At 33.1% G+C, this 23,569-nt stretch carries 28 protein-coding genes; 16 read left to right on the top strand and 12 right to left on the bottom strand.

What is annotated here, in order from left to right; genetic code table 11:
• Positions 1-16: 16 nt before the first annotated feature.
• The 6 genes from CLAN_RS03635 (at position 17) to rpsR (ending at position 5,098) form a co-directional block, all read left to right on the top strand.
• Positions 17-829, top strand: a complete 813-nt coding sequence (locus CLAN_RS03635; protein ID WP_096018866.1) for an HDOD domain-containing protein — start codon at positions 17-19, stop codon at positions 827-829.
• The gene (locus CLAN_RS03630) at positions 826-2,745 is read left to right on the top strand and encodes an RNB domain-containing ribonuclease (RefSeq protein WP_100590608.1); all 1,920 of its coding nucleotides are present in this window, start codon (positions 826-828) and stop codon (positions 2,743-2,745) included. The genes CLAN_RS03635 and CLAN_RS03630 overlap by 4 nt, the downstream gene beginning before the upstream one ends.
• Complete coding sequence (gene holA, locus CLAN_RS03625) at positions 2,738-3,730, top strand: DNA polymerase III subunit delta (protein WP_232045862.1); 993 nt, start codon at positions 2,738-2,740, stop codon at positions 3,728-3,730. Before CLAN_RS03630 ends, holA begins: the two co-directional genes overlap by 8 nt.
• 87 nt (positions 3,731-3,817) lie before the next feature.
• Positions 3,818-4,204, top strand: a complete 387-nt coding sequence (gene rpsF, locus CLAN_RS03620; RefSeq protein WP_086224384.1) for a 30S ribosomal protein S6 — start codon at positions 3,818-3,820, stop codon at positions 4,202-4,204.
• A 17-nt stretch (positions 4,205-4,221) separates the two neighbouring features.
• A complete protein-coding gene (locus tag CLAN_RS03615) occupies positions 4,222-4,827 on the top strand; it encodes a single-stranded DNA-binding protein (protein ID WP_086286904.1) in 606 nt (201 codons plus the stop codon).
• 10 nt (positions 4,828-4,837) lie between these two features.
• On the top strand, positions 4,838-5,098 hold the full coding sequence (rpsR, locus tag CLAN_RS03610; protein ID WP_086224380.1) for a 30S ribosomal protein S18: 261 nt from the start codon (positions 4,838-4,840) through the stop codon (positions 5,096-5,098).
• Between the two features lie 32 nt (positions 5,099-5,130).
• Here the strand turns inward: rpsR and CLAN_RS03605 are convergent, their stop codons facing one another.
• A complete protein-coding gene (locus tag CLAN_RS03605; protein WP_100590607.1) occupies positions 5,131-6,411 on the bottom strand; it encodes an acyltransferase in 1,281 nt (426 codons plus the stop codon).
• 108 nt (positions 6,412-6,519) lie between these two features.
• Entirely contained in the window at positions 6,520-7,626 is a 1,107-nt protein-coding gene (dnaJ, locus tag CLAN_RS03600) for a molecular chaperone DnaJ (protein WP_100591047.1), read from the bottom strand.
• A gap of 128 nt (positions 7,627-7,754) precedes the next feature.
• Between dnaJ and CLAN_RS03595 the strand changes: the two genes are divergently transcribed.
• The 3 genes from CLAN_RS03595 to recR are packed head-to-tail and all read left to right on the top strand — an operon-like array spanning position 7,755 to position 10,223.
• On the top strand, positions 7,755-8,426 hold the full coding sequence (locus CLAN_RS03595; protein ID WP_086224376.1) for a response regulator transcription factor: 672 nt from the start codon (positions 7,755-7,757) through the stop codon (positions 8,424-8,426).
• Positions 8,423-9,673 (top strand): ArsS family sensor histidine kinase, encoded by a 1,251-nt coding sequence (locus tag CLAN_RS03590; RefSeq protein ID WP_096016329.1) that lies wholly within the window; start codon positions 8,423-8,425, stop codon positions 9,671-9,673. Before CLAN_RS03595 ends, CLAN_RS03590 begins: the two co-directional genes overlap by 4 nt.
• Complete coding sequence (gene recR, locus CLAN_RS03585) at positions 9,657-10,223, top strand: recombination mediator RecR (protein WP_232045885.1); 567 nt, start codon at positions 9,657-9,659, stop codon at positions 10,221-10,223. Before CLAN_RS03590 ends, recR begins: the two co-directional genes overlap by 17 nt.
• Here recR and CLAN_RS03580 read toward each other — a convergent pair.
• Genes CLAN_RS03580 through gatC form a run of 9 tightly spaced genes read right to left on the bottom strand, consistent with a single transcriptional unit; the run spans position 10,220 to position 17,527 of the window.
• A complete protein-coding gene (locus CLAN_RS03580) occupies positions 10,220-11,002 on the bottom strand; it encodes a shikimate dehydrogenase (protein ID WP_100590606.1) in 783 nt (260 codons plus the stop codon). The genes recR and CLAN_RS03580 overlap by 4 nt on opposite strands.
• A 9-nt stretch (positions 11,003-11,011) precedes the next feature.
• The gene (locus tag CLAN_RS03575; protein WP_100590605.1) at positions 11,012-11,836 is read right to left on the bottom strand and encodes an SPOR domain-containing protein; all 825 of its coding nucleotides are present in this window, start codon (positions 11,834-11,836) and stop codon (positions 11,012-11,014) included.
• Positions 11,837-11,846: 10 nt separating this feature from the next.
• Positions 11,847-12,389, bottom strand: coding sequence for a DUF1882 domain-containing protein (locus tag CLAN_RS03570; RefSeq protein ID WP_096013310.1), 543 nt, complete (start codon positions 12,387-12,389; stop codon positions 11,847-11,849).
• A complete protein-coding gene (locus CLAN_RS03565) occupies positions 12,389-13,633 on the bottom strand; it encodes a serine hydroxymethyltransferase (protein WP_096013311.1) in 1,245 nt (414 codons plus the stop codon). The genes CLAN_RS03570 and CLAN_RS03565 overlap by 1 nt, the downstream gene beginning before the upstream one ends.
• Before the next feature lie 11 nt (positions 13,634-13,644).
• Positions 13,645-15,132 (bottom strand): lysine--tRNA ligase, encoded by a 1,488-nt coding sequence (lysS, locus tag CLAN_RS03560; protein WP_232045884.1) that lies wholly within the window; start codon positions 15,130-15,132, stop codon positions 13,645-13,647.
• A 3-nt stretch (positions 15,133-15,135) separates the two neighbouring features.
• On the bottom strand, positions 15,136-15,603 hold the full coding sequence (locus CLAN_RS03555; protein ID WP_096013313.1) for a Fur family transcriptional regulator: 468 nt from the start codon (positions 15,601-15,603) through the stop codon (positions 15,136-15,138).
• Positions 15,600-16,184, bottom strand: a complete 585-nt coding sequence (locus CLAN_RS03550) for a CvpA family protein (RefSeq protein ID WP_096013314.1) — start codon at positions 16,182-16,184, stop codon at positions 15,600-15,602. Before CLAN_RS03550 ends, CLAN_RS03555 begins: the two co-directional genes overlap by 4 nt.
• On the bottom strand, positions 16,184-17,236 hold the full coding sequence (locus CLAN_RS03545; protein WP_100590603.1) for a type IV pilus twitching motility protein PilT: 1,053 nt from the start codon (positions 17,234-17,236) through the stop codon (positions 16,184-16,186). The genes CLAN_RS03550 and CLAN_RS03545 overlap by 1 nt, the downstream gene beginning before the upstream one ends.
• A gap of 3 nt (positions 17,237-17,239) precedes the next feature.
• Positions 17,240-17,527, bottom strand: a complete 288-nt coding sequence (gatC, locus tag CLAN_RS03540; RefSeq protein WP_096017142.1) for an Asp-tRNA(Asn)/Glu-tRNA(Gln) amidotransferase subunit GatC — start codon at positions 17,525-17,527, stop codon at positions 17,240-17,242.
• 169 nt (positions 17,528-17,696) lie between these two features.
• On the opposite strand from gatC, the gene CLAN_RS03535 reads away from it, so the two are divergent.
• From CLAN_RS03535 to CLAN_RS03505, 7 genes are read left to right on the top strand one after another with little or no spacing between them, the layout of a single operon-like run.
• Complete coding sequence (locus tag CLAN_RS03535; protein ID WP_096016335.1) at positions 17,697-18,257, top strand: hypothetical protein; 561 nt, start codon at positions 17,697-17,699, stop codon at positions 18,255-18,257.
• A 1-nt stretch (position 18,258) separates the two neighbouring features.
• Positions 18,259-19,260, top strand: a complete 1,002-nt coding sequence (locus CLAN_RS03530) for an L-seryl-tRNA selenium transferase (protein ID WP_096016336.1) — start codon at positions 18,259-18,261, stop codon at positions 19,258-19,260.
• Positions 19,260-19,586 (top strand): hypothetical protein, encoded by a 327-nt coding sequence (locus tag CLAN_RS03525; RefSeq protein ID WP_096013317.1) that lies wholly within the window; start codon positions 19,260-19,262, stop codon positions 19,584-19,586. The genes CLAN_RS03530 and CLAN_RS03525 overlap by 1 nt, the downstream gene beginning before the upstream one ends.
• A complete protein-coding gene (locus CLAN_RS03520; protein ID WP_096028955.1) occupies positions 19,573-20,199 on the top strand; it encodes a type III pantothenate kinase in 627 nt (208 codons plus the stop codon). The genes CLAN_RS03525 and CLAN_RS03520 overlap by 14 nt, the downstream gene beginning before the upstream one ends.
• The gene (gene hisG, locus CLAN_RS03515; protein WP_096013319.1) at positions 20,193-20,801 is read left to right on the top strand and encodes an ATP phosphoribosyltransferase; all 609 of its coding nucleotides are present in this window, start codon (positions 20,193-20,195) and stop codon (positions 20,799-20,801) included. The genes CLAN_RS03520 and hisG overlap by 7 nt, the downstream gene beginning before the upstream one ends.
• 29 nt (positions 20,802-20,830) lie before the next feature.
• Complete coding sequence (locus CLAN_RS03510) at positions 20,831-21,931, top strand: metallophosphoesterase (protein WP_100590602.1); 1,101 nt, start codon at positions 20,831-20,833, stop codon at positions 21,929-21,931.
• A gap of 1 nt (position 21,932) precedes the next feature.
• On the top strand, positions 21,933-22,727 hold the full coding sequence (locus CLAN_RS03505) for a phosphatidylserine decarboxylase (protein ID WP_096018027.1): 795 nt from the start codon (positions 21,933-21,935) through the stop codon (positions 22,725-22,727).
• Between the two features lie 13 nt (positions 22,728-22,740).
• On the opposite strand, the gene CLAN_RS03500 is transcribed toward CLAN_RS03505, so the two are convergent.
• The gene (locus CLAN_RS03500; protein ID WP_100590601.1) at positions 22,741-23,520 is read right to left on the bottom strand and encodes a M48 family metallopeptidase; all 780 of its coding nucleotides are present in this window, start codon (positions 23,518-23,520) and stop codon (positions 22,741-22,743) included.
• Between the last annotated feature and the right edge of the window lie 49 nt (positions 23,521-23,569).

Genomic DNA, 23,569 nt, shown 5'->3' with positions numbered 1-23,569 from the left:
CGCACGAGAAATTACCATGAATGAAGCAATATACAAAAGTATAAAATCCCTACCACCACTTGATGATACCATTATCCAAATTCAACAAATTTGTAGTAGTGATGATAGCGATATAGCAGAGCTAATCAGCGTAATCCAACGAGACCCGATGCTAACAGCAAATATTTTACGCTCAGCCAATAGTCCATTATATGGATTTAGCAGAGAGATAACTGATATTAATAGAGCTGTGGCGTTATTTGGGATGGCGACCATTAGGGGATTTGCCCTTGCTGGTACAATCAATAAAAACTTCAAAATCGATCTATCACCATATAAAATTAACGAAACCAACTTTATGGATATAGCAACCAAGCAAAATGCTCTAGCATTTAACTGGTGTAATCAAATCGATCGTGAGCTTTTAAATATCATATCTCCGGCTAGTTTTATGATGGATATAGGCAAGATTATAATCGCCAAAGAGCTGATAGAATCTAATAAATCAGATAAATTCGCATCACAATTACAGAGCATTTCAACCCCAAAAGAGCTATCTCAATTAGAGATAAGTATGGTAGGAATCTCTAGTCAGCTAGTAACAGCGCAGATATTTAAAAATTGGAATTTAGAACCTGAGATTGCTAATGCTATTAGATATCTATTAGATCCTGATGATGCACCAGAATCAATAAAAAATCAGTGCCAAATACTAAATATCATAAGCAATAGCATAAATATCTTTGGTACTCTATCGCAAAAGCAAATAGATAGCTCAAAAGAGCTTTTGAAGTTATACGGACTTGATATACAACCATATCTAAACGCTGTAGAAAAAGTAAGCAATTGAGAACATTTCTAACATCATTAACTACGGGTATAGAAGCTAAATTTATCAAATCAAGCGAACTTGAAATTTTAAGAGTATTAGAACAGATAAAAGCCGTTACAAAATATAAAAATCGATATTATCTCAATGACGGCTTTGTCTGTGGGAAACTAGATATATCTAGTAATGGAACTGGATTTTTATATCCGTACGATAGCAAATTTAAGCAAGATTTAATGATAGAAAATCGTGATTTAGGTGGGGCTCACTTTGGCGATATCGTTCTTGCTAAACTAACTAAATTTAAAAAACCACGCCAAAAAGCAGCCGTGGTGGCTGTATTGCTTATGGCAAATGAAACAAGTGTAGTGTATACCAAAAAAATTGGCTCCGTTATAATGGGCGTAACTATCCCAAACTCCATCACAATCGCCCTAAAAGCTAGTCAAAAATCCCTAAAAGAGCTTCCATTAGGCACTGTTTTAAAGATCAATAATTTAGATAATGATATTATAGAAGTCTTAGGCGTATTAAGCGATGCTAATGTAGATCAAAAAATCTCAATGGCACTATATAATAAGCGTGAAATTTTCCCAAAAATAGCTATAAATGAAGCCATTAGCTTTGGTAATGAGGTAGATAAAAGTATGTATCCTAATAGAGTTGATCTAACTCATTTGCCATTTTGTACCATTGATCCTGTTGATGCTAAGGATTTTGATGATGCGATATATTTTGATAAGCATAAAAATGAAATCTACATAGCTATCGCCGATGTCAGCGAATATGTAAGCCCATATAGCGGTATTGATAAAGAGGCTAGACTTAGGGGTTTTTCTATATATTTTCCACACATTGCTGTGCCGATGCTACCTCGTGAACTTAGCGAAAATATCTGCTCTTTAAAGCCAAATTGCGATAGACTCGCTTATCTTTTTAAAATTACTTTAAACTCAAATTTAGAAGCCATTAAAGAGGATTTAATAAGCTGTGTAATCCACTCTAAAAAAAGATTTAATTATGATGAAGTTGATAGCTTGCTTAGAGGCGAGTTTGATTGTCAAGACGAGATAAAAGAGTGGCTAATACCGCTTTTTGATCTCACACAAAGATTAAAAGAAAAACGGCTTAAAAATGGCTTTGATTTTCATACATTAGAGCTTAGAATGAGTCTTGATGAAAATAATGAGATTAAATCAACTAAATTTGAAGGCTCAACTCCATCACACTCTTTGATAGAAGAGTGTATGCTCCTAGCCAACAAAGCCGCAGCAAAAAGATTAAGCAAAGGGATATTTCGCAATCACGAACCAGCAGATATAAAAAAGATCAACGCACTCTTAGATGATCTCGCTGCCCTTGGTATAGAAGCCGAAAATCACGGCGATTTGGTCTTTTTGATAGCGCAAATTCAAGCCAAAGCAAGTGAGCTAAATATCAGAGAAGATGTCGATAAGCTCATCATAAAAGCACAAAAAAGAGCCGAGTATTCTAGTAGCTCTAGGGGGCATTTTGGGCTTGGGTTTGAGTTTTATACGCATTTTACTAGCCCTATTCGCAGATACTCAGATCTCTTGCTTCATAGAATTTTAAAAGCTCAAAATGACCCTAAAATCAGCAACTACCTAATGCTAGGCATAGATGAGCTTTGCGCTAATTTAAATATATTAGAAAGAGAAGCCGATAAGGTCGCTTGGGATTTTATGGATCGCAAATTTGCTCGTTGGGCAGCTAAAAATATAGGCCAAACATTTAAATGCTTTATAGAAGAGAGCACCAATCAATCAATAGCTAGATTAGATGATGAGTTAAAAGGCGCTAGAATATTTTTAAGTGATTTTTGTGAAATTCTAACCCCAGTTATGGTCAAAATCACAGATGTCGATATCCCAACAGCTAAGATAATTGGCAAAATAGTAGAGATTTTAGATGTATAAAAGAGATTTTATAACGCTTTTAAATTCTGCTAATATCCCAAATTTTTTCTTGCTTTATGGCGCTGAGAGCTATCAAGTTGAGTTTTACGCTAAAGAAATTTTAAATAAATTTAATAAAGATAATATGCTTAGCTTATACTATGATGATTATGATTTTAATCTTGCTATTTCGCATCTTAGCGAGCCTTCGCTATTTGCAAATTCAAATTTGTTACATATCAAAAATGACAAAAAAATCCCCACTAAAGATACAAAAGAGCTAATAACCCAATGCCAAAATAATCCAAATAATATATTTATCTTTGAACTACACGAAGGCGATGAAAAATCCATAAGCGATTTAAAAAAGCATTTTGGATCAAATTTTGTTAGATTCTTCCCGCCTAGCACTGCTTCAGAAGTCAATCAAATCCTATCTAATCACGCCAAAATCTTAGGCCTAAATATAGATAGTCAATCTCTTTTATACATTTATAACTTGCAAAATGAGAATCTATATCTTAGCGCTAGTGAGCTAAATAAACTCGCTAATATCGCAAATAAATTTAATCTTGAAGAGATAAAAGAGCGAGTTTATGCCTTAAACGGTATTGGATTTGATGCGCTTTTTGATAAAATCATTAGCAAAAAGAGTATTAATAGTGATTATTTTGAGTTTATAAATGATAGCTCATTTAATGAAATTTCGCTTTTAAATATGCTATTTAGGGCGTTTCATAGACTTTATCTGATACATAGTTATATAAAAACTAATGGCAAATTTGATCCAAAAATTGTCTTAGGATACACGCCTCCACCACAAATTTTAAATAAACTTGAATCCCAAGCAATATCTATAAAAATTGATCAATACACTAAAATATTTAAATTTTTAAATGAGATTGAATTTGATCTAAAGTGCAAAAACAACATAGACAAAGAGTGCTACCTACTCTCAGCCCTTTTAAATTTACAAGAAATTTTAAGTCAAAACAGCAAATTTTAAGCATATTTTTAGTAGAATACCAACCGCATTTTGTGCGAATTTCCTTGCTCTTTTGTAGAAAAAGAGCGAAATCCATAAGGAGAATATATGAGACATTATGAGCTTTTATTCATCTTAAAACCAACACTTACAGAAGATGAAGTTAAAGTTAAGGCTGATTTCATTAAAGAGATCATTACAAAAAATGGTGGCGAAATTGCTAGTGTAGTTGAAATGGGAACACGCAAATTAGCTTATAAAATTGACAAATATGAGCGTGGAACATACTTCGTAATCTACTTCAAAGCACCAACTCAACTAATCGCTGAATTAGTAAGAAATTTAAGAATAACTGAAGAAGTTATTAGATTCTTACCTGTAAAATATGAAAACAAAAAAGAGATCGCAGCTTGGGACAAACTAAGCAAAGGTCAAAAATTAACCCAACCTAAAAAAGAGTCAAAAACAGAAGAAAAAGCAGCTCCTCAAGAGTAATTTATAAAGGCTAGATTATGTTTAATAAAGTAGTTTTGGTAGGAAATTTAACTAGAGATATAGAGCTTAGATATATCCAAAGTGGCACCGCCGTAGGTAGCGCTGGTATAGCTGTTAATCGCAAATTTAGCGTTAATGGTGAAAAGAGAGATGAAACTTGCTTTATTGACATAACTTTTTTTGGTCGCCAAGCCGAAATAGCAAATCAATATCTAAATAAAGGTAGCAAAGTCTTAATAGAAGGAAGGCTAAAATTTGATACTTGGCAAGACCAAAACGGCCAAAATCGCTCTAAACACTCAGTAGTAGTAGAAAATATGGAGATGCTAGGCGGACAACAAAATCAAGGTGGATTTAACAAAGATAGTGAGCCAAACTACAATAGTGGATATCCTAATAACAGATCAAACTCATACCAAAGAGAAGATAATAGTGGATATGGGAGAGAATTTAACCAAAATAACAGATATCAACAAAATAGCAATTACAATCAAAAACAGCAAGTAGAAGAGCCTTATCAAGAAAAAGTCCCAGAGATAGATCTCGATGCTGATATAAAATATGATAGCAAACCAAGCAAATCAAATTTTAATGATAGTAGCGAAGATGAAATTCCATTTTAAAGGATAAACAATGGCAGAAAAAAGAAAATATAGTAAAAAATATTGCAAATTCACAGAGGCAAAAATTGATTTTATAGATTATAAAGATACGGCACTTTTAAAACAATGCCTATCTGAAAGATTCAAAATTATGCCAAGACGCTTAACAGGTACAAGCAAAAAACATCAAGAAATGGTAGAAAAAGCGATAAAAAGGGCTAGACATGTTGCTCTTATACCATACATTGTAGATAGAAAAAATGTAGTTACAAACCCATTTGAAGGTCTATAATTTAATGCCCCATTATGGGGTATTAAATTTACTCACACTCTTTTACTATGATCTTTTTTTATCTTAATAACTTCAAATATAAATTTAACATATCCACCTTTATACCAATTTTTATTAGCTTCTATTAAAGCTTTACCTAAATTATAGCTTAAATGATTTTTTAATCTTAAGGCATCTTCATAATCACTATATGATTTAAGCTCTGGCACTTTTAAATTTGGATTATGTTTTATATTTTCTTTATATATTTTTTGTTCCTTTTTATATTTTAATAATACATCTATCAATCTAAATGGTAATTTAAAAATACCTATTGTACTTTTAAAACTCTCTACCATAGTATAGCCTAGTCTATATTCAAGTCCATTTAATATTTGCAATTTTGCACTACCGTAGGTAAGCTTCGAGCTTGGCTTTTTTACTATATTAGATGGCTCAGATATATTGCAATTTAAAAATTGCTCTTTAAATTTAATATTATTAAATCTTTTTTTATACTGTGTTAAAGAGATATCATAAGGATAATTTTCAAAATAAGCAAATCTATTTTTACTCTTATTATTATAGATTACATCATATAAAAATTCCAATTTATCTTTTGCATTAATTAGGCTATTTAGCATATTTTCAATAGCTTTTGGTGATATAAACTTATCTTTATCATAAATATATTTAAAATTTTCATTTGACATATTTAAATTTTTTAGTGTCTCTTCTTTACTCCATTTTTGTTCAAATATATCATCTCTTAGCCAAAATATATCATTTTTTATCTGTTTTGCTGGATTTCCTGCATTTATAGTATTTGAATAGCACTGCTTAACAACCATACTTTTAGCACCAATTACTGATCCAGATGCTATAAATACGCCTTTTGAAATACCAGCTTCTTGTCCGCACCAAACATGATCGCCAATATAAATACTTTTTGAAAAATTTAATCTATTATTGCTATTAATATCCATTATAGGATGATAATCACAAGTACCAGCCCATATACTCCATGAAAACATACAATCCCTACCGATAATAATATTTGTAGCTTCATAAATACGCAGACTAACTCCGCCAAAACTACTATCATCGTCTATATAACAACAGCAATCCTTTGTAAGAGAGATTGAGCCATTTACCCTAACACAATTACCAATAAAAACCAAATTATTATCTGAGTGAAAAGTTATATTAATATTTTTGCTTCTTCCAGCAAAAAATACAATATTATTTTTACCTTTAAAATCACATTTGAAATTTAACTGTTTTGATAGATCGCCATATATAATATTGCCATTTTCACCAATATTTTCTAGCATAATTTCTCCAAATTTTATATCAATATAAAAATTGACAATATATTAAATAACTATAAAATCGCAAATTCAAATAAGCGATTTTATAGTTATAAATTTAGCCATAAAATTTTATGAAAACCAGCTTTTAATCTTATCCCAAATTCCCTTATCAGTAGCCATTTCGCCACTTTTGATACTAAAACTATTTTGAAGTTTTTTCAAAAGCTCTATTTGCTCATCGTTTAGCTTTTTAGGCGCCTGAATTGAAATTTGAACGATTAAATCGCCTAATTGCTTGGTTCTAGCGTTTCTAACTCCTTCTTTAGCGATAATAAATTGCTGTTTATCCTTAGCTCCTACTGGTAAATCCAAAGTCGCCTCTCCTCTAAGCGTCGGTATCTTGATACTATCACCTAAAATAGCTTGAGTGAAAAATACTGGAATCTCCACATATACATCATCTCCATTTCTATGGAAATGCTCATCATCTTTAACAGCTATACGGACATATAGATCTCCGGTTAAATTTTCATATCTATTTCCCTTTTGGCTAACCCTAATTCTAGTACCATTATCCACCCCTTCAGGGATATTGATTTTAATGCTATCGCTTATTTCATTATAGCCACTAGCATTACACTCAGGGCATCTGTCTTTGATAATTTGGCCTGTGCCTGAGCACTCTGGACAAGTTTGGACAAATTGCATAAAGCCTTGTTGAATTCCTATCTTACCATTTCCGCCGCATTTGCTACAAGTCTGCTTTTTGCCATCTTTTGAGCCTGTTGCGTTACAGCTTTTACATGGAATTTTATACTTATATTTTATCTCTTTTTCGCAACCAAAAACCGCTTCATTAAACTCTAACCCAATACCAACTTCTATATCTAAAGCATATTTATACTGACTTTTAGATCTGCTTTTAGTACCAAATCCACCACCAAAAAATGAGCTAAATATATCACCCAAATCATCAAAATCAAATCCACCGCCAAAGCCACCACCGGCCATGCCTTTTAGCCCATCTTTGCCATATCTATCATATATTTCTCTTTTTTCAGCGTTGCTTAAAACCTCATAAGCTTCATTAATCTGTTTGAATTTCTCCTCAGTCTCTTTATCGCCTTGATTTCTATCTGGATGGTATCTTAATGCTTGTTTTCTATATGCTTTTTTAATTGTATCACTATCAGCATCCCTTGAAATCTCTAATATCTCATAATAATCAAATTCCAAAATATCTTCCTTGCTTATAATTTTAACTGGCGATTTTATCCAAAAGTTACTAAATTTATCCATAAAAGCAAATTTTATTATTAATTTTTGGTATAATAGTGCCAAATTTTTAATACCAGGAGCCAAATATGATAAATGTATTAATGATAGAAGATGATCCGGAATTTGCTCAAATTTTATCTGAATATTTAATAAAATTTAATATCAAAGTTACAAATTACGAAGATCCATATTTGGGTCTTAGTGCCGGTATCAAAAATTATGATCTTTTGATATTGGATTTGACGCTGCCAGGTATGGATGGGTTAGAAGTTTGTAAAGAGATTAGAGAAAAATATGATATCCCTATCATCATTAGTTCAGCTAGAAGCGATGTAAATGATAGAGTTGTTGGACTTCAAATTGGGGCTGATGACTACTTGCCAAAGCCATACGATCCAAAGGAGATGCACGCTAGAATTACAAGCTTAATCCGCCGTTATAAAAAGAGCAATGAAACCCAAGAAGAGGTCACAGATACGCTATTTAAAGTAGATGATAAAAGGCATGAAATATCATATAATGGAGCGCCACTTACACTAACACCAGCCGAATATGAAATTTTAGAATACCTAATCAAACAGCATAGCTTTTCAGTATCAAGAGAGCAATTAGTATATCATTGCAAAAGCCTAAAAGATAAAGATTCTAAAAGTTTAGATGTTATAATAGGTCGCTTAAGAACCAAAATCGGCGATAACTCCAAATCACCTAAACATATATTTTCAGTTCGTGGTATAGGGTATAAATTAGTCGGATGAGATACTCTCTAACTACCAAAATCACGATAATTTTCGCTATTGGATTTATCGTGATTTGCACTCTATTTTTTATGTTTTTTAAACTACAAAATGAGAGATTGCTAGGAAAAATTAGCGAAAATCACTATAATTCTATTAGTTGGCTACTATCGCTATACCAAAAATCCAATATGCCAGAAGATTGGGAGCGATACTTTAAAAATTTTGACCTAGCCTATGTAAAAAACGCAAATTTACAAAAATCTATCTTTGATAATGGAACGATAGTCAATAGAGTAGATACTTTAATCGGAGTGGTAGATACCATCAGCTATAAAAGTAATCTCTATCTACGCATTAAAAACCAAAGCGTAACTATACTTCTAGAATCCACTTTACATAGTGGAAATGATAGTTTATTAGCTAGTTTTATAATCGTTATGGCATTATTTATCTCCTTGTATGTTTCGATTTTTAGAAGTTTAATCCCGCTTAAGAAGCTAAGGAGCGATATACGCAAATTCGCTGCTGGAAATATGGATAGCGTTTGCGTGGTTAATTTCACCAAAGGTAGTGATGAGATTAGCGAAGTGGCTTATGAATTTAACAATGCAGCTTGTAAGATTAAAGATCTTATAATGTCTAGACAACTATTCTTGCGCACAATTATGCATGAACTAAAAACCCCAATAGGCAAAGGTAGAATCGTCAGCGAAATGCTAGAAGATGAGACGCAAAAAGATCGCTTAATAGCTATATTTGAAAGGCTAAATATATTAATCAATGAATTTGCCAAAATAGAACAACTACTAAGCAAAAGCTATAGCCTAGACTATGCCAAATACCGCTTTAGCCTAATACTAGATCAAGCTAAAGATATGATGCTATTAGATGATTTTGATAGTAATGTCAAGGTAGAATTAAGCTATGATCCGCTACTTATGGTGGATTTTCAGCTATTTTCACTTGCGATCAAAAATTTAATTGACAACGCTTTAAAATATTCTGATGACAAAAAAGCATACATAAAATGCGATAACGAAGCAATCTATATAAGAAACCATGGCAAACCACTCGATCACTCTATCAATCATTATAAACAAGCATTTATAAGGGATAATAATACCAAAACAAGTGGTATGGGGCTTGGGCTTTATATCATAGAGCATATTTGTACTATGCATAAATTTGCTTTAGAGTATAATTATGTAGATGGTTTTCATGAGTTTTGTATCAAATTTGGATCTAAAAATAGTGAAAAATCTTGAGCAATTCAACAAACTAGTAGAAGCATTTGGCAAAATCCCCGGTGTAGGCAAAAAATCAGCTATAAAATACGCATATTATATAGCCTTACAAGATCCATTTTTTGGTCTAAATTTAGCACACACTATAGAAAGCTCAATCCACAGCTTAAAGCACTGCGAAATCTGTGGCGGAATTAGCCAAAATGAGATCTGCGATATATGTGCTGATAATAACAGAAATAGAGCCACTATATGCGTTGTAGAGAGCCCAAAAGATATTTTAACTATTGAGGATTCTAACTCATTTGATGGGTTGTATTTTGTATTTAGTGATGTTAATAGCATAGCTAATCTAAAAGATATGATAGCCAAATTTGATTCTAAAGAGATAATTTTTGCTTTTAGCCCTAGCATAAATAGCGATGGTGTGATACTATATATAGAAGATCAATTAAAAGATATTGGTATTAGCTTTACAAAGATCGCCCAAGGCATCCCAACTGGCGTAAGCTTAGAAAATGTAGATATGCTCTCGCTCACCAAGGCTATTAAAGACAGAAGAGAAATTTAAAGCTCAAATGCTCCACGCATTAGCTTTGTTATTTTACTCTCATCAAATTTATTATCATAAAATAGATTAAATGCTAAAACCGCTTGATAAAGCAACATATCTTTACCATCTTTGATTTTAAGCCCCGTATCATTAGCAATACGCAAAAATGGGGTTTGCCTATTATATATCACATCAAAAGCAAATTTAGAATTGGATAAAATCTCTCTTAAAACAATCTCATCACACGGAAGATCATCACCGCAAAGCCCTGCTGAAGTGGTGTTTATGACTAAATCATAATTTGAAACTTTAAAGTTAGAATAGGTATTGAAGTTGTAATTTATAAATTCAGCTCTTTTATCACTACGATTTAAAATTTCAATCTCAATACCATTAGTGTGTAAAATATATGAAAGTGCCTTAGCAGTTCCACCAGCGCCTAATATCAAAGCTCTATCAATCTTACCAAATTCAGCAATCGCCATCATAAATCCAGGTGCATCTGTGTTATATCCCTTGATTTTGCCCTTTTTGCTAACTAGTGTATTGATCGAGCCGATATCGGCTGCAATGCTATCTAGCTCATCACAATCAGCCAAAACAGACTCTTTAAAAGGGATAGTGATATTGGCTCCCGTTAGATTATATTTTTTAAACTTAGTGATAATATCACTACCTTGCTCTAATAAAATCCTACCATACACTCCTCTTTGACCTAATCCTTGAAGAGCAATATTGTGAAGTCTAGGCGATATAGAGTGAGATACTGGATTTCCAAATAGAGCAAAATACTTCACCATAAATCCTTATTTGACTCTATACACAAAGGCGCCATTTGATATATCTTGGCGAATTTTTTGCATATTAGATTCTAAATCAGCACCAAATGGGCCAATTAGAATTTTAATAACTTCATTGCCATTTACCACAACTTTGTGTGTTTTATATTTGTAACCACTTGCTACAATCTTTTTAATCAAAGCACTATTTGTGTCTAATTTAGATACCGAAGCGACTTGTATATATGAGCCTTTAGCCAAAGATGTGCTATTTGGAGTTGAAGCTTTTTTAGTGGCCTCTTTTTTGGCTTCTGGTTTTTTGGCTTCAGCTTTTTTAACTTCTGGTTTTGTCGTCTCTGGTTTTTTGGCTTCTGGCTTTTTGCTCTCTACCTTTTTAGGCTCTAAATTTTTAGCAACTTCTTGTTTTGCTGGCTCTTTTTTAACCTCTTTTGGCTCAACTGGGCCAAATGGCTCTTCTACTTTCGGCGGCAATACTGGCGCTATCGTTGTATCCATAGCAGCTTGAGCGTTTTTATACTCATTTACTATATTCTCAAAACTATCTTTAGAATTTGTTGTATCGCTCACTATAGGCACTTGCTCAAAAAGCTCATTTGAAGTATTGTTAGTTGGAGTACTTGTAGTAGGCAACTCAGTAGGCAATAAAAGAGCATCAGCTATATCGTTATTATTCTTCTTGTCATCTGAATTTAAAAACTTCATAACAATCAAAACAAGAACGAAAATTATAACTAGCAACGCCACGCCAATTAAAATTTTACGCATACCACCTGATTTTTCTTCTTCGTTTTTATCTAGCAATATATCTTGTAAATTATTATTCTCTTCCATAATTTATCCTTTACATATGTTTTGACCAACTAGCACCACGCTCTTTTTGATACAAAGCGTATGGTAAAGCCAAAATATTATACTCTAATGGCATATCCATAGTAGGAAACATTCTCCACTCTTGAGGTAGCTTTTGAGATAGCATTACTGAGAGCTTATTGGCTATTTGACATCCTTCCATAAAGGTTGTGTGGCCTTTATGTATATATAGATGTAGATGACCCGGAGTTTTACTCTCATAAGCGGTGAAATTTATAAACCCTTCATCTCTTAGCATAAGTTGAGCTCTATGCCAAAAGCGTTCAGGCATTCTGCCATTATAGTCAAAAACAATATTTTCAACTTTATTTAGTCTATTTACCAAAGAGTGTGCTACGATTATCTTTTTCTCTTCGTGCTCTCTTTGTATAGACAAACTAAGCGGCTCATCTACTCTTTCAAATTTATCGAAGTAGTATCTACCCTTGTACTCAATCTTTTTCACAGTTAGATCACGCTTGATATAGTAATGATCTGTAATCATCTTAATAAGTGATAAATCCATACGCTGCATTAGAATGTCGCCTTATCATATATAATAAATTGATTAGCCAACTCTTTTAATTCAGCTGCAATTTTGCGTTGTTTATCAAGATTATTTATATCATCTAATACATCGGCAATGCGATTTGCTATCAACTCAAATTCGCCCTCTTTCATACCCCTTGCTGTAAGTGCTGGGCTACCTACCCTAATACCGCTTGTTATAAATGGACTTCTAATTTCGCCTGGGACTGTGTTTTTATTGACTGTGATTCCGGCATTGCCAAGAGCGATATCAGCATCTTTACCGCTAAAATCTTTATCTAAAAAGCTAACCAAAACAAGATGATTATCTGTCCCACCACTAACTAGATTATATCCACGGCTAATTAAAACTTCACCAAGTTTTTTGGCATTTGCTTTGACTTGTTTGGCATATACTTTCCACTCATCGCTTAAATTATGCTTAAAGCCTACAGCCTTGCCAGCTATAACATGCATTAATGGCCCACCTTGAATTCCTGGGAATATAGAGCTATTGATCTTTTTAGCAAATTCCTCATCGTTTGTCATGATGATACCACCTCTTGGGCCTCTTAGAGTTTTGTGTGTTGTGGAGCTTACTACATGGCAATGTGGAAATGGATGAGCATGCTCGCCAGCTACAACTAACCCAGCTATGTGCGCCACATCAGCAAATAGATACGCACCTACACTATCAGCAATCTCTCTAAATCGCTTAAAATCTATCTCTCTAGTATAGGCGCTCGCACCGCAAACTATCATCCTTGGTTTAACAATATTTGCAATATCGGCTACCTTATCATAGTTGATTCTACCATCTAGCTCAACACCATAAAAGAAACTCTCATAATACTTACCAGAGCTTGAAACCTTAGCACCATGAGTTAAGTGGCCACCATGGCTTAAATCCATACCTAAAATTTTATCACCTGGCTTTAGAAAGGCACCATAAACACCTTGATTTGCTTGGCTACCGCTATTTGGCTGAACATTAGCAAATTCACAACCAAAGAGCTTTTTGCATCTATCAATAGCAATCTGCTCTATCTCATCTACAAATTCACAACCACCATAATATCTCTTACCAGGATACCCTTCGGCATATTTATTAGTCAAAATAGAACCCATAACTTCCATAACTTCAGGATATGTGAAATTCTCACTAGCAATCATCTCCAAATGATCGCATTGACGCTTAAGCTCACTATTTAAAAGATCATAAATATCTTTATCAAAATTTTCTAAATTCATACCTTAACTCCTTAATTTTTTGGTTTCATAGCTGGAAATAATATAACATCACGAATTGATTTTTTGTTTAATAATAGCATTACTAATCTATCAACACCAAGACCCCAACCAACAGTTGGTGGCATACCATAACCAAGAGCCACGCAATAATCCTCATCCATCTCGTGTGCCTCATCATTGCCGGCATCTTTACTCTGTATTTGAGCCTCAAATCTCTTATATTGATCTATTGGATCATTTAGCTCATTAAAGGCATTTGCAAGCTCACGGCCGGCTATAAATAGCTCAAATCTCTGTGCTATTTCTGGATCTTCATCACTTCTTCTTGAAAGTGGTGAGATAGAGATAGGAAAATCTGTAATAAATGTAGGATTTATAAGCTTGCTCTCAACATAATTATCAAAAAGCTCAGCCTGTAAATGACCTAAATCAAGCTTATCATTAGCTTCAAATTTATCCTCTTTTAATTTGGCTAAAATTCTATCTTTACTATTTATAATATCCCTATCGATACCCCCTATTTCAACTATCGCATCAAGATATTTAATCCTTCTAAAAGGCTTAGAAAAGTCTATATTTTGACCATCAAATTCAATAACTTTATCTAAATTCAATCTATCTAACAATGTAGCAAAAAGCTCTTCTGTTAGATCCATAGCCTCAAAATAGTCATGCCACGCCCAATAAAACTCAATACTAGTAAATTCAGGATTATGAGTAAGATCCATCCCTTCATTTCTAAAGCAACGATTCATCTCAAATACCGCTTCCATACCACCTACGATAAGTCTTTTGAGATAAAGCTCTGGGGCGATTTTAAGATATCTATCTACGCCTAATGCATTATGATGAGTGATAAATGGCTTGGCATTAGCCCCGCCTGCTATTGGATGCATCATAGGAGTCTCAACTTCTAAAAATCCACGCTCTTCAAAAAACCTTCTAATAGTGCTAATGATGATTGAACGCTTAAGAAAATCATCCCTAACATCTCTATTCATAATCATATCTAGATATCTCTGTCTATACCTAATCTCAATATCAGTTAGTCCGTGAAATTTCTCAGGTAGTGGCGATATGGCCTTAGTAGCAAGAGTGATATGGCTTGCATGTAGGCTAAATTCGCCCGTTTGGGTGATAAAAGCATAGCCTTTAACAAGAATTATATCACCAACTTCAAGATTTTTTTTGAATTTAGCATAATCCTCCTCGCCTATACTAGCTAATGAGTAATAAATTTGGATATTATCGCTCTCATCTTCTATATTGGCAAATGTTGATTTCCCAGCTACTCTTTTTAGTTTTATTCTACCAGCCATCGTAACTTCTTTGGTAGCTTTTCTCTCGCTTTGGGGCAGATCTTTTATATAGCCAAATTCACTCTTAAATTCAGATATTTTTAACTCTCGTTTCAAAAAATGCGGATATGGACTCACGCCCATCTGTCTTAACTCATCAGCCTTAGCTAAACGAGTTTGCTCTAATTCATTATCAAAAATCAACTAAATTCCTTTTATTTTTTGTTTATTACACTCACTACAAACTCCATAAAGCTGCATTATGTGGCCTGTGAGCTTAAAGCCATTATCTTTAGCTATGGTTAATTGGCGTTTTTCTATCACTTGATCTTCAAATTCGACTATCACCCCACACTGCCTACAGATTATATGATCGTGGTGAGGTTTGTTAGCTAGTTCAAATTTTTTGCCTTGAGCCCCAAAGCTAATAGATGTTACCATACCTGATTCTTCAAGCAAATTTAAGCTTCTATAAACAGTTGCTATACCTACATTTAAACCTGGATGACGCTCTTTGATATATAGATATAACTGCTCGGGAGTAAAATGCTCGCTATTATTATATAGTGTTTGTAGAAGCACTTCACGCTGCTTGGTATATTTCAACCCATTATCTCGCAATACACGCTTAAAACGCTCTAGCAAAGCATCGTATTCAATATTTTCTATCATTCTTCCACCTTGGTTAAATTTTGTTCAATAGTTTGATTATCATCTAAAATTTCAGGCACAATCTCTTGCGTGTTATCCACGCTTTTTTGAATTCCACTCATATCCATAGCCATTATGAATTCCCCAGCAGCTAAAAGGATCGGATAGACCTTACTGCCTTGAAAATATGGTGATATTTTTTGATTTAATACTGAAATTTTAGAGACAATAGCAAACAAAATCGCAAGAACTAAAAATATCTTAGCAGCTCCTACAAAAAATCCTAGCAATCTATCTACAAATCCAAGCCCACTCATTTTTAACATTTTAGACAAAAGATTACCAAGAAGCAAACATACAAACCAAAATATAATTAATGTAAGTAAAAATCCAAAGAAAAACTCCGCTGAATCGCTAAGCTGATATAGATAAAGGCTGATTTGCTCTCCTACTAAATTCGCATTTCTACTAGCTACAATCACCCCGCCGATGATACCAATCAATCCAAATATCTCTTTGATAAGTCCATTGATAACACCCTTAATACCTAAAATAACCACAACAGCTATCACAATAATATCAAACCAAGTAATAAAATCCATTAATTTTGCTCCATTAAATTTAAATTTTGGGCACCAAATTGCATCGCAATCTCTTTTGTGATGATATTTTCATTTAGTGCTTTTTGAATTTCATTTGCCATCACTCTCATACCACTTTGAGAGCTACCAATTTGCATTTGAGAGATGATTTGATGAGTTTTGCCCTCTCTTATCAAATTTGATATTGCTATATTATTTAACATAATTTCATAAAGAGCCACCCTACCGCCACCAATTTTTGGTAATAAATTTTGCGATATCACCGCTATGAGCGATGAAGATAAAGAGCTTCTAATATATGATTGATCACCCTCTCCAAAGCTATCTATAATCCTATCTATAGAGCTTATAGCCGAATTTGTGTGCAAGGTCGCAAGCACCAAATGGCCAGTTTGAGCCGCTTCAATCGTCATAGACATAGTCTCTTTGTCTCTCATTTCACCAACTAAAATAACATCGGGATCTTGCCTTAGGGCGTATTTTAACGCTCTTGAAAATGAGTTTGTATCGCTTCCAACATTTCTATGTGAAAATAGAGATTTTTTGCTTGTGTGGATAAATTCCACCGGATCTTCAATAGTTATGATATGTCTATTTTGATTTTGATTTATCTCATTTAAGATAGCTGCTAAAGTCGTGCTTTTACCACTTCCAGTAGCACCTGTTACTAATATCAACCCTTTTTGTTTTTTAGCAAGATCAAAAAATATATCTGGAGCACATATATCATCTAGCGTAGGCGTCTCAAGCGGTATCATACGAAAAGCAGCCGAAAGCTCGCCATTCATAGTGAGATAATAGTTAGCACGAAATCTTCCATTTTTAGGAGTATCTACTATAAAATCCAGCTCTTTAGCAGATTTTAGCTCAATCTTTTGTTCTTCATCAAGCAAAGGCAAGCAGATCTCTTCTATATCATTTGAGGTTAAAATAGCACTACCTGTAGATATCAGCTCGCCATCGACTCTAATCTTAGGTGTGCTCCTAGCCACTAAATGTAGATCGCTAGCCTTTTTATCTAAGACTAAATCCAATAAAGCTCTAATGCCCATAATCTACTCAATTATCTTTGGCACTTCAAAGCTTCTACCCTGTTTTTGTGGGGCATTTTCTAAAATTATATCTATAACATCGCTTTTTACAGGTTCATCATCACGAAGCAAGGTTCCACCGCTCACAGGACTTATAGTTGCTTCTAAATTATCCAAATTTAACTCATTTAAAACCTCGACAAAATCTACAATTTTGCTAAGTTGCTCTTTAAACTCTTCTCGCTTATCATCAGGGATTTTTAATGCGCTTAATTTCTCTAATTTTTCAAGCATTTTATCATCAATATACATAACTCTACTCTTCTACTTCTCAAATTTAAATTTTGGCGATGATTATAACATAAGTTTTCTTAGATATAGATTATCAATATTTATCAGTTTTTAATAATTGGCATTTATTTGTTATATTTAAGAAAGTTTATGATAAAATTATCGCATTTTTTATTTTAAGGATTTTACTTTGGCAGTTAAAGATAACATTAATTATATAAAAAGCGAGATAAGCTCTCAAGAGCAGTTTTTAGAAAGTGCTATAAAAGGCGAAAGATTTTTTAGAAAAAATAAGAAATTTTTTATCATTATATCTATTGTATTGATAATTGCTATCATAGGATATGGTGTTTCAAATGCTGTAGAGCAATCGGCAAAAGCAGAGCTAAATAGAGCCTATAATAGCTTAATAAACAACCCAAATGATAGTAAATCCAAAGAGCTTTTAATAACTAAAAACCCATCTTTATTTGCGCTTTTTGCGATAAAAACAGCAAATGACTCTAACTCAACTACCCTTATAGATGAGGCTATGGCTTTGGATATTGATCCGCTTTTAAAAGAGATTTTACAAAATTTAAAAGGCAATAAATCAGCTAAAATTTTATCAAATTACAACTATTTATTGGATGGCTATGCCTTATTAAAAGATAATAAAATTGATGAAGCAAAGAGCGAATTTGCCAAAATTCCACTAAATTCGCCACTACAATCAATAGCTAAAAATTTAGAACACTATCAAGGGAAATAATATGAATTTTAAAATATCTATTTTATCAATTTTAACTATATTTATACTTGCTGGTTGCTCTACTAAAAGGGAGTATTATGAACCTGAGTTTATATCTAAAAATATGAGTTTTGATAGCTCTTTAAGCTCTTCTATAGACCAATCTAGCAAATATGGTGCCGTATTAAAAGATGGTAGCATACTGCTTAAAAATGGTAAAATTGTAGAGTTGGATTTAAGCAAAAATGATAATTTTCTTGGTGAGTATCAAAATAAATTATTAATATCTAGCATAGATGGCAAATTTAGAGTTTTAGTAGATCAAGATGAGTATTACACAACCAAATTTGATGCTCGCATAGTCTCAGCCTCTATCAGCGATAACTATCTTGCAACACTTAGCGCTAATAACACTATATATCTAATCGATATGATAAGCGATGAATTGCTCTTAGAGTATAATATCTCACCAGCTTATGCTATAGATGTTAAGATGGCAAATCCAGTATTTTTAAACTCCATTATAGTATATCCAACACTAGATGGAAAGATTATGATAGTAGATAGAGCTAATGGGCGTATTTTAAGGGATGCTATAGTTAGCAGTGAGCCGTTTTTTAACAATATAATATTTCTTGATCTAATTGGTGATAAAATGTTTGCAGCGAGTGCTACAAAGCTAATGGCGATCTCACCACAAGGGGTAAAACACTACGATGGGCAGATTAAAGATGTGTTACTTTACTCTGGTAAAATTTATCTATTTTTAAAAGATGGTATGGTTGAAATTTTGGATTTAGAGTTAAACAAACTTGGCAATAGAAATTTCAAATTTGCTATATTTTCAGGAGTTATCCCAAAAAATGATAAACTATATATAATTGAAAAAACTGGATATATGTTTGTTACTGATCTGAATTTAGATAATCTTGAGATTATAGAGCTTGATTCTAAGATTGATAACAAAAGTTTTATGGGTTTAGAGGCCTTTTATTATGATAATGAGATATTAGAATTAAAATAATGGATAATAGAATTTGTAATATTTTTAACCAAAACAGAATTTTGCTTAAAAATCTAAAAACCCTTGATATCAAAGAATTTAGTAAAAAGCGTAATTATCAGCTATTTTTGGGTGTTGATGGAGATGGATTTTATAATTTAGTATTTTTTAGGGATGCTAAAAGTAGATTTGTAAATAGAGAACTTGAAGAGTTAAAAAAAATAATTGAACTTGTAAAGAGCAAATTTGATACCAATATAGTCAAATTCACCCTATTTTACAACTCACCAATATGCTCAAAGGTGTTAAAATCAAATTTAGATTGGAAATTTTATGACTTTATGTGATATCGGCAATACAAATGCCACTTTTTTTGACGGTAGGAAAATTTGGAATTTAACCATTGATGAGTTTAATCTATATAAACCACAAGAGAAGATATACTATATAAATGTCAATGACAAGGCAAATTCAAAGCTACAAGATCCTCTATTTATCAACATTGAACCATATATTAAACTAAATAGCACATATATTGGCTTAGGTGTAGATAGAGCCGCTGCGTGCTACGCTGTCAATAGTGGGCTTATAGTCGATGCTGGAAGTGCTATTACACTTGATCTGATGGCAAATGGCTGCCATATAGGTGGATTTATTATGCCTGGTATCACAACATCACTATCAACACTTAAAAATATCTCTTCTCGCCTAAATTTGCCTTTAAATTCGCAAATTGACTTAGAGTGCTTACCGCAACACACGCAAGATGCCATTAGCTATGGGATAATCAAGCCAATAGTTAGCCTAATTAACGAATTCTCTCGTGGAAAATCCATATATCTCACCGGCGGAGATGGGGAGTTTTTATCTAAGTTTTTCTCTCAAGCTATCTATGATAGAATGCTAATATTTCGTGGTATGCAAAGAGCGATAAATGAAAACAAGGAGATTTTATGCTAAGTGTAGCATTACCAAAGGGTAGAATTGCTGAGCAGACTTTAGAAATTTTTAGCAAAATTTTTGGAAGTGAGTTTAAATTTGAAGATAGAAAACTCATTATGACAAAGGGTGAATTTAAATTTCTAATGGTGCGAAATCAAGATATCCCAACTTATATCACCGAAGGAGCTGCTGATATCGGTGTAGTCGGACTTGATGTATTAGAAGAACATAGATGCGATGTGCTTAGGCTACTTGATCTTGGGCTTGGGAAGTGTAGAGTATGTATCGGAATTAGAGAAAATCAAGAGCTAGATTACACAAAACCAGAGCTAAAAATCGCAACCAAAATGCCAAATATAACCAAAAGCTATTTTGACCAAAAAGCAATTGCGGTTAAAATCATCAAGCTATATGGCTCTATTGAGTTAGCGCCAATTGTAGGGCTTAGCGATGCGATAGTAGATATAGTAGAGACAGGAACTACAATGAAACAAAATGGCCTAAAAGTCGCCCAAGAGATAATGCACAGTAGCGCTCATCTAATCGCTAACAAAAATAGCTTTATCACAAAAAGAGATGAAATTCTCTCACTATATCATCAGATAAATAGCGTTATCTAAAATAATTTTATTCTAAATCAAGGTAAAAAATGAGTCCATATATATTCATCCCTTTATCTACAATAATATTTTTTGGTATGAATTTATATAGTTATTGGTGGTTTAAAAATAGCTTAATATCTAAATTTAAATGGATTTTAAGGATATTTTTCATAACTATATTTATATTTGAAATAGCCTATTTTATCGCTATTAAAAGCGCCCCGCTCCCACAGCCTATATATCAGATATCGATCATATCTATTGGCATAAGCTTTATGCTATTTTGTACTATTTTGCCTTTTCATTTGGTCTTATATTTTATTAAAAAGCTTAAAAAAAATAGCCAAAAAATAGCTAAGTTTATACTTGATATCTGTGTGATTCTTGGCTTTGCTTTATATATAATAATTGGTGCTTATAATGCCAATTTCAACACCATTATCACTGAGTATAATGTAAAAATAAAAAATCTTAAAAACCCTATGAATTTAGTCGTAATCAGCGATGTTCATATCGGCGAGTTTTTTCAAAAAGATTATATGAGCTCACTAGTAGATAAGATAAATTTATTAAATCCAGACGCCCTTTTGATAGTGGGTGATTTGGTAGATTTAAATAGTGATGAATTGGGTGATTTCTTAGATCCTTTAAAGGATGTTAAGAGCAGATTTGGCACCTTTATGGTAGTTGGAAATCACGAGTATTATCATGGAATAGAGGGCTTGATTGATAAGTTTAAATCTATTGGAATTAAAGTTTTAGAAAATGAAAGCGTTGTAGTAGCAGATATAAATTTAGCCGGCGTCTATGATATGGCTGGCCTTAAAATGGATAAATTCAAGCCAGATTTTACCAAAGCTATGAGCGATATAGATCCAAATTTACCTACAATTTTACTAACTCATCAGCCTAGATCTTTAAGCTATCTACAAAATAGCGTAGATCTAGCCATTTCAGGTCACACTCACGGCGGACAGATATTTCCATTTTCAATTTTAGTTTGGCTAAACCAAAAATATATCTATGGACTATACAATATCACTGACGATATGAAGCTACTAGTTAGCAGTGGTGCTGGACTTTGGGGGCCACCTTTTAGAGTTGGATCAAATAGCGAAATAGTATATTTAAAGCTTTTAGGAGATTAATATGGATTATAATAAATTTTCAAACTACTTTGGCCTAATAGCACACTATAAATTCCCAAAATTACTTCAAAATGCTATAAATAACTGGTATGTTAAAAAATTTCAAATAGATATGAGTGAGTTTAATCCAATTGGTAGCTATGATAGCTTAAACGCCCTATTTACAAGAGGGTTAAACTCTCCAAGAGCACTTGGTGATGGATTTGTTTCACCAAGTGATGGATTGTGCTTTGAGTGTCAAAAAGGTGATAATCTAAAAGCTTATAGCATCAAATCCAAAAGCTATAGCGTAGATGAGCTACTAGGTAAATCTCTTGAAAAAGGCGAGTTAGATGGTGAGTTTGACTATCTAAATATCTATCTATCACCACGAGATTACCATCACTATCACGCACCTTGCGATATGGAAATTATAAGTCTAAACTACACCCCTGGAACGCTTTTTAGCGTAGCTAAAAGCGCCCTTTTAAAGCATGATAATCTATACGCTAGAAATGAAAGAGTGGTATTAAAAGCAAGATTAGCTAATGATAAATTAATCTGGATGGTATTTGTAGGCGCTTTAAATGTAGGAAAGATGAAATTTGATTTTGAACCAAGAGTTAGCACCAATTCAAATTTATCTCCCGCTTTTTATAATTACAATAATTTAAGCTTAAAAAAAGGCGAACACATAGGCAATTTTGAGCTAGGCTCAACCATTGTTATAATCAGTCAAAATGGTGCTATAAACTACCAAATAAAAAGAGATATGACTCTAAAACAAGCCCAAAGCATAGCCCAAATAATAGGCTAAATAATAGGCTAAATCAACTACTAGCTTTTAGCTTGGCTGCTAGGGCCTGTAAATTTTTTATCCTATTTTCATGACTTGGGTGAGTGCTTAAAAACTCCAATCCACCATCACCTGAATGCTCTTGCATCTTCGTCCATAATGACGCTGCACCATCTGGATTAAATCCCGCCATATACGCAAGCTCTAGCCCTATTTCATCGCTCTCATTCTCATGCGAACGGCTAAAAGGCAGAGATATCCCCACATTAGCAGCCAAATTTGCAACTCCTAAAATAGTATTATCCACCCCAAAAACCGAAGCTACATTGATTAATCCACTCTTTATCATCTCTTGGCTTTGTTGCTCTCTTACATGCTCTCTTAAGGCGTGAGCAATCTCGTGAGCTAGGATAAATGCTATCTCATCATCATTTAAATTCAACTTCTCTATAATCCCTGTATATACAGCTATCTTGCCACCAGCCATACACCAAGCATTGATAGTATCACTCGTAATTACATTTACCTCCCAATCCCACTTTGTGCTATCTTGTCTAAAATATGAAGTTTTAGCAATTAATCTATTTGAGATATTTTTAACCCTATTTGTAAGATTTGGGTCTTTATTTAGAGTATTTGACGCTTTTGCTTTTTGTATCACCTCGCCATAAGCTTTAGCAGATGCTTCATTTATCTCATCGCTAGATATCAGCATTAGCTGCGTTCTATCAACCTCTGAGCGGCCTACATTTGTGGTATTTTGCATACAACCAACAAAAAATATAAGAGCAAATATCAATATAAATTTTTTCATATTTTTCCTTAAAATTTATTTTGGTGATTCTATCCAATTTTATCTAGTA

The sequence above is a fragment of the Campylobacter lanienae NCTC 13004 genome (assembly GCF_002139935.1).
Taxonomy (GTDB): Bacteria; Campylobacterota; Campylobacteria; order Campylobacterales; family Campylobacteraceae; genus Campylobacter; species Campylobacter lanienae.
Note: the sequence above shows the minus strand (reverse complement) of the source record. Positions and strands in the feature narration are given on the sequence as shown.